This is a genomic window from Castellaniella sp., from assembly GCF_034674885.1.
GTDB lineage: Bacteria > Pseudomonadota > Gammaproteobacteria > Burkholderiales > Burkholderiaceae_B > Castellaniella.
The window spans coordinates 46,279-52,608 of the sequence record NZ_JAUCDS010000022.1; the positions used below are offsets into that span (position 1 = coordinate 46,279).

The following is a 6,330-nucleotide window of genomic DNA, read 5'->3' on the forward strand; positions in this document are numbered from 1 at the left end:
TGTGGCGCTTAGTGTAACCCGCAGCGCTGGCGGTCGGCAGCTTGAACTGCCTGCACAAAGGCCTGGATTTTGGCAGCGTCCTTGAGGCCAGGCGCAGTTTCCACCCCGCTGCTGACGTCCACGGCGAACGGGTGCCAGAGGGCAATATCGCGGCCGACCGTATCGGCCGTCAGGCCGCCGGACAGCACCAGGGCTGGAGCGGTGTCATCCCGAGACACCCGCTCGAGCAAGGCAGCATCCAGGCGCTGGCCGCTGCCGCCATAGGCAGGGCTGTAGCTGTCGAACAGCCAGCCGCTGGCGTCGGCATAGGCCTGGCAGGCCGAACGCACGCCATCGGCCGAATCCAGCCCCGGAGCACCGACGCGAAAGGCCTTCAGGTAACGGGCGCCGAACTGTCGGCAGAAATCGGCGGGCTCGTCCCCGTGAAACTGCAGGAGATCGGGCCGCACTGCGTCCAGCACCTGGCAGACCTCTGCACGCTGCGGATTGACGAACAGCGCCACCACAGACACAAAGGACGGCACCTGGGCCCGCAGTTCCGCCGCCTGCGCAAGTGTCACGCAGCGTCGGCTGGGGGGATAGAACACCAGGCCGATGGCATCCGCCCCCGCCCCCACGGCCGACTGGATGTCATCCGGACGGGTCAGGCCGCAGATCTTGATGCGTGTGCGCTGCGAAGCCGTCACTGGAAGCCTCCGCCTGCGTCACCGGACCCATAGGTATCCAGGCCATAGGCGCTGTCCTGACCGAAGGTCACGGAATCGGGATTGACCGTCGGCGCGGTGCTCTTGTAGTGCGTGACCATGCCCGGGAAGCTGAGCACGGCAATCACCATCAGGACCTGGATGACAATGAACGGAATCGAACCCCAGTAGATCTGCGCGGTCGTGACCTTGGGGATCAGTTTGCCGGTTACCCGGTCGTGATAGTCTTCCTTGGGAGCCACGGAGCGCAGATAGAACAGGGCGAAACCAAAGGGCGGATGCACGAAGGATGTCTGCATGTTGACGGCCAGCAGCACGCCGAACCAGATCAGGTCGATGCCCATCTTGTCGGCTACCGGGCCCAGCAGCGGCACGATGATGAAGGCCAGCTCGAAGAAGTCCAGGAAGAACGCCAGGAAGAAGGTGATCAGGCTGACCACGATCAGAAAGCCCAGTTCGCCGCCGGGCACGTGCAGCAGCAGCTGTTCGACCCAGATGTCACCGTTGATGCCCCGGAAGCTGAGACTGAAGATCGTCGAGCCCACCAGGATGAAAATCACGAAGCACGTGAGTCGGGCCGTGCTTTCCATGGCCTGACGCAGCTGTGCCATGGAAAAGCGTCGACGCGACACAGCCATGATCAGGGCCCCGACGGCCCCCATGGCGCCGCCTTCGGTGGGCGTGGCCACGCCGATGAAGATGGTGCCCAGCACCAGGAAGATCAGCGCCAGCGGCGGGATCATGACGAACACGACCTGTTCGGCCAGGGACGAGAGCCAGCCCAGGCGCAGCAGCTTGTTGCCCAGGGCCATCACCAGCGCGGCCACGCCCCAGATCAGCAGGATGATGACGACTCTCTCGTCCACTGGAATGTCGGTGTGGGAACGGAAGTAATACTGCGACCCCCAGTATGCAACGGCGGCGGCGATCACTGTCAGCACCAGCAGGGATCGCAGGCCTCGGCGGCCATGGGCATCGACCTCGCCTCGGGCCTCTGGCGGCAGGGCTGGCGCATAACCGGGCCGGATGAAGGCCACGACCAGGACATACACCATATAGGCACCTGCCAGGAGCAGGCCGGGCAGCATGGCGCCTCGGTACATGTCGCCGATGGAACGGCCCAATTGGTCGGCCAGCACGATCAGCACCAGGGAGGGCGGAATGATCTGCGACAGCGTGCCGGATGCGGCGATCACGCCCGTCGCCAGGCGCCGGTCATAGCCATAGCGCAACATGATGGGCAGGGAGATCAGCCCCATGGAGATCACCGAGGCCGAGACCACCCCCGTGGTGGCGGCCAGCAACGCGCCGACGAACACCACCGCAATCGCCAGGCCACCGCGCAGCGGGCCGAACAGGCGCCCCACGGTGTCCAGCAGGTCTTCGGCCATGCCCGAGCGTTCGAGGATCAGGCCCATGAAGGTGAAAAACGGCACGGCCAGCAGCGAATCGTTGCCCACGATGCCGAAGATGCGCTGAGGCAAGGCCTGGAACAGCAGCGGACTCATGAGATTCAGGTCGACGGCCACCAGGCCGTAGACCACGCCGGTCGCAGCCAGCGAAAAGGCCACGGGAAAACCGAACAGCAGGAACACGATCAGGTTGACGAACATGATCGGGGCGAGATTCGCGACTATAAACTCCATGTTCAACGCCCCCGTGCCGATTCAGCAGACTGGTTGGCCTGTTGGGCCAGGATATCCTCGACGAGTGCTTCCTCGTCGCTCTTGCCGCTGGAGACCAGCATGGGGTTCGCACACCGGCCCCGCAGAAATCCGACGCATTTGATCAGATGCGAAACGCCCGCCAGGATCAGCAGGGCGAAGCCCACCGGGATCAGGAGTTTGGCCGGCCAGCGAATCAGGCCTTCGGTATTCGAGGAGAGTTCATGCGTGATGTAGGATTCCCAGAAATATGGGATCGACAGCCACATGACCAGGCAGGCGGCAGGCATCAGGAAGAACACGACACCGAAGATCTCGATGCCCACCTGGGCGCGTTCCGGCAGTTTCTGCGACAGCACGTCCACCCGGACGTGTTCGTTGCGCAAGAACGTGTAGCCAGCCGCCAGCAGGAAGATCGCGCCAAACAGATACCACTGCAATTCCAGCCAGGCATTGGAACTGAGGCTGAAGAGCTTGCGCATCACTGCGTTGCCCGCGCTGATCAGCGCCACGATCAGGATCAGCCAGGTCACCGTCCGGCCCACCCATGTGTTCAGCGTGTCTATCCACCCTGCTACTTTTAGAAGAATTCCCATCGATCGCCCACAGAACAGAAAATCACTCGGATGGCTGGCATGCGTTGCAAAGTGTTCAATTCTAGCCGAAGGGACAGGCTATCCACCATGGGAATGACCCGGAAATGACAGCATGCCGGGATCACGGGTGCCGGACCGGCAGCAATGCCCCCAGATGGCGCAGCAAGGCATCGGCAGGTGCCTGGATGGGCAGATGCGGTGCGTCCGGATATGCCACGTGCGCCAGGTACAACCCGTCGGGCATGAAGGTCGGCGCAGCCAGCCGACGGTCTCTGGCCAGCAGCAGATCGCCCGCCCAGACAGGCGGGCGGCGGCGGCGACCGATCATCAGCAAAGTACCCATGAGATTACGCACCATGTGATGCAGAAAGGCGTTGGCGCGGAACTCGAAAATCAGGAAATCCCCCTGGCGCGCGATGTCCAGGGCCTGCAAGGTGCGCACCGGACTGGCCGCCTGGCACTCGGCGGACCGGAAGGCGCTGAAATCGTGTTCACCCAGCAGCATCCCGGCAGCTTCCCGCATGGCCTGGTCGTCCAGCCGATCATGCACCCAGCCGACACGACCTTGCAAAATGGGGGAACGCACCGGGGCGCTGCGCAGGATGTAGAAATAGGTGCGGACCCGGGCGTCGAAACGGGCGTGGAAGTCTGCGGCCACGGGCTGGGCCCATTGCACGGACACGCTGGACGGCAGGTGCGCGTTCAACCCCCGCACCCAGGACTCATCGCGCCGCACGGCTTCGGTGTCCAGATGCACGATTTGCTGCAAGGCATGAACGCCTGCGTCCGTGCGTCCGGCGCAAATGGTGGCGACCGAAGGCGTGGCCAGGAAGGCCGACAAGGCCGCCTCTAGTGCATCCTGTACCGTGTGGCCGCCAGGCTGGGTCTGCCAGCCATGCCAGCCCGACCCGTCATAGCAGAGCCCCAGCGCGATGCGAGACACCGGCCGCTACGCCTTGGGGGGTTGCGTCGCGTCCTGGGACTGGAGATCCAGATCGACGCCCTGCAGTTTCTCGCGCACCATGGCCTCGGTGATTTGCGGATTGCCGTCCCCACCGTCGCGGGTGGCATTGGCGCGGCGCAGCAGCCAGGCGATGATGAAGACGATCACGGCCAACAGCGCCGTCATCACCCAAAGCAGATGATCTTGAATCCAGGACACCCGATGTTCAGCCTGTTCGGAGGGTTTCAATTCGCTGGTTTCGGCAGCGGAAGGCGCCTTGGGCGCCAAGGCGGAAGACAAGTCGGCCGGCGTGGATCCGGTCGCGCCCTGGACGGTTTTCGCCGTCCCGCCGACCGCTGCAGCCGCAGTGCTGCTGCCAGTTGTCGCAGCCCCACCGGACGCTGCGCCGCCGCTTTGGGCAGTGCCCGCCTGGGAGCCGGCAGCCCCGGATGCGGCCGTGCCGGCGCTGACCGAAGTCTGCCCCGGTGCCTGGGCCGCACCTGCAGCGGAGCCTTCCGCTGCCGCACCGGAAGCGGCGGACGGGGCATCGGCCTGGGCTGCAGCCTCGTGGCTGGCTTCGCTGATGGCTGAGGCGATCTGCTGAATGGACTGGCCGATGGCCTGGGCACCATGGCTGGCCGCCGCGCGAGCGGCCTGGCCTTGCGACTGCAGGGCTTCGTTCAGGTGCTGGACGTTGTCCTGCAACTGCCCAACCCGGGATTCGGCATCCTTCAGGGCATGGCCCTGGGCCGCGCGTGTGTCTGCGGCGTCGTCCGCCTTGCCGCCTTGGGAGAGCTGGACGCGGTCGCCTGTTCCGGTGTCCGCCGTCGCCGGAGCGGCGGCCGACGCAGCCGAGACTGCGCCCCCGGCGGCCTTGTCCGTCACACCGGGGGCGGCAGCGGCCTGCCGGCCCCGTAGCCGGGCGAAGGCGGCCGTCTGCGCCTGGAACTGGCGACGGGCCTCGGCATCGGAGATCGACAGCATGTCGTCTACCGAAGGCACTGCCAACGAAGCCCCCGCCCGCACCAGATTGATATTCTCGTGGATGAAGGCCTGCGGATTGGCGCGCTGCAGAGCCATCATCAACTGATAGATCGACACGCCGTCGACCGCATGGCGGCGGGCGATGCCAAACATGGTGTCGCCCGATCGCACGGCGATGGCGCCCGCCGGCATGCGCCGCACGCTGGTCGGCGCAGCTGCAGCACCGACCGCCGAAGCGCCGCCCGTCCGGGCGGACGTGCCGGACGAAGACGCGGGCGATTCCACCCGCACGGGACCAGGCGCGACCAGGGAAACCTGATAGCGCTGTTCGCCAGTAGCCGTATGGACATCCAGCAACAGGTCGGCCAAGGTACCCGAAAAGGCCTGGCCCGAGGCAATACGCAATACGCGGCGCGCCCCGCCCTGCACGTCAGGCGTTACCGTCACGGACAGGCTGTCGAGCGCCACCGGAGGCGTCAGGCCGGCCTGAGCCCAGTCGGATGCGGGGGCGGGCCGGGCGGCCAGGGCCTGCAGGTCGGCCGCCGTCAGATCGGAAACCGGCACCAGGATGAGCAAAGGCTCGCCCGCTGCCGACGCCAGGCGCGCATGACCGAAATTGGCGGCCTCGGCCGCCCCGGCCGTCAAGGCGGCCACAGCCAGCAGACCGCTGAGCAGACGGGCGGCCGGCACCATCAGAGTTCACCCAGGGCGATGCGCAGCATGCGGCGCAGCGGCTCGGCCGCACCCCACAGCAGTTGGTCTCCGACCGTGAAGGCGCTGAGGTATTCAGGGCCCATGGACATCTTGCGCAGGCGCCCGACGGGAATATCCAGGGTGCCGGTGACAGCCACAGGGGTCAGGGCCTGCATGGAGGATTCCTTGTCGTTGGGTACCAGGCGGGCCCAGTCGGTGCCCGTGCGCACGGCGTCGTCGATTTCGTCCAGCGGGATATCGCCGCGCAGTTTGATGGTCAGCGCCTGGCTGTGGCAGCGCATGGCGCCGATCCGCACGCACAGGCCGTCAACCGGCACGGGGGTGGATCCAAAGCCAGGCCCGCGCCCCAGGATCTTGTTGGTTTCGGCCCCGCCCTTCCATTCTTCGCGCGACATGCCGTCGCCCAGGTCCTTGTCGATCCAGGGGATCAGGCTGCCGCCCAGCGGCACGCCGAAGTTCTCGCGCGGCAGGTCGGGATTCTGCTGGGCCTTGAGCACGCCCCGGTCGATGTCCAGGATGGCAGACGCGGGATCGGCGAGCTGTTCGCCCACCGCCTGATTGAGGATGCCGAACTGGGTAAGCAGTTCGCGCATGTGGCGCGCACCGCCGCCCGACGCGGCCTGGTAGGTCATGGATGTCATCCATTCCACCATGTCGGCCTTGAACAGGCCCGCCAGGCCCATCAGCATGCAGCTGACCGTGCAGTTGCCGCCGATGTAGTCGCG

The 6,330-nt window shown here is 65.9% G+C and carries 6 protein-coding genes; all 6 read right to left on the reverse strand.

Going from position 1 to position 6,330, the window contains the following annotated elements:
- Positions 1-8: 8 nt before the first annotated feature.
- Entirely contained in the window at positions 9-686 is a 678-nt protein-coding gene (locus tag VDP74_RS11880; protein WP_322999846.1) for a phosphoribosylanthranilate isomerase, read from the reverse strand.
- The gene (locus VDP74_RS11885) at positions 683-2,350 is read right to left on the reverse strand and encodes a TRAP transporter large permease subunit (protein ID WP_322999847.1); all 1,668 of its coding nucleotides are present in this window, start codon (positions 2,348-2,350) and stop codon (positions 683-685) included. The genes VDP74_RS11880 and VDP74_RS11885 overlap by 4 nt, the downstream gene beginning before the upstream one ends.
- A gap of 2 nt (positions 2,351-2,352) precedes the next feature.
- Positions 2,353-2,964, reverse strand: a complete 612-nt coding sequence (locus VDP74_RS11890; protein ID WP_322999848.1) for a TRAP transporter small permease subunit — start codon at positions 2,962-2,964, stop codon at positions 2,353-2,355.
- Between the two features lie 121 nt (positions 2,965-3,085).
- Positions 3,086-3,907 (reverse strand): tRNA pseudouridine(38-40) synthase TruA, encoded by an 822-nt coding sequence (gene truA, locus VDP74_RS11895; protein ID WP_322999849.1) that lies wholly within the window; start codon positions 3,905-3,907, stop codon positions 3,086-3,088.
- 6 nt (positions 3,908-3,913) lie between these two features.
- Complete coding sequence (locus tag VDP74_RS11900) at positions 3,914-5,584, reverse strand: FimV/HubP family polar landmark protein (RefSeq protein WP_322999850.1); 1,671 nt, start codon at positions 5,582-5,584, stop codon at positions 3,914-3,916.
- A partial coding sequence (asd, locus tag VDP74_RS11905; RefSeq protein WP_322999851.1) for an aspartate-semialdehyde dehydrogenase occupies positions 5,584-6,330 on the reverse strand: 747 nt, incomplete at its 5' end. The genes VDP74_RS11900 and asd, both read right to left, overlap by 1 nt.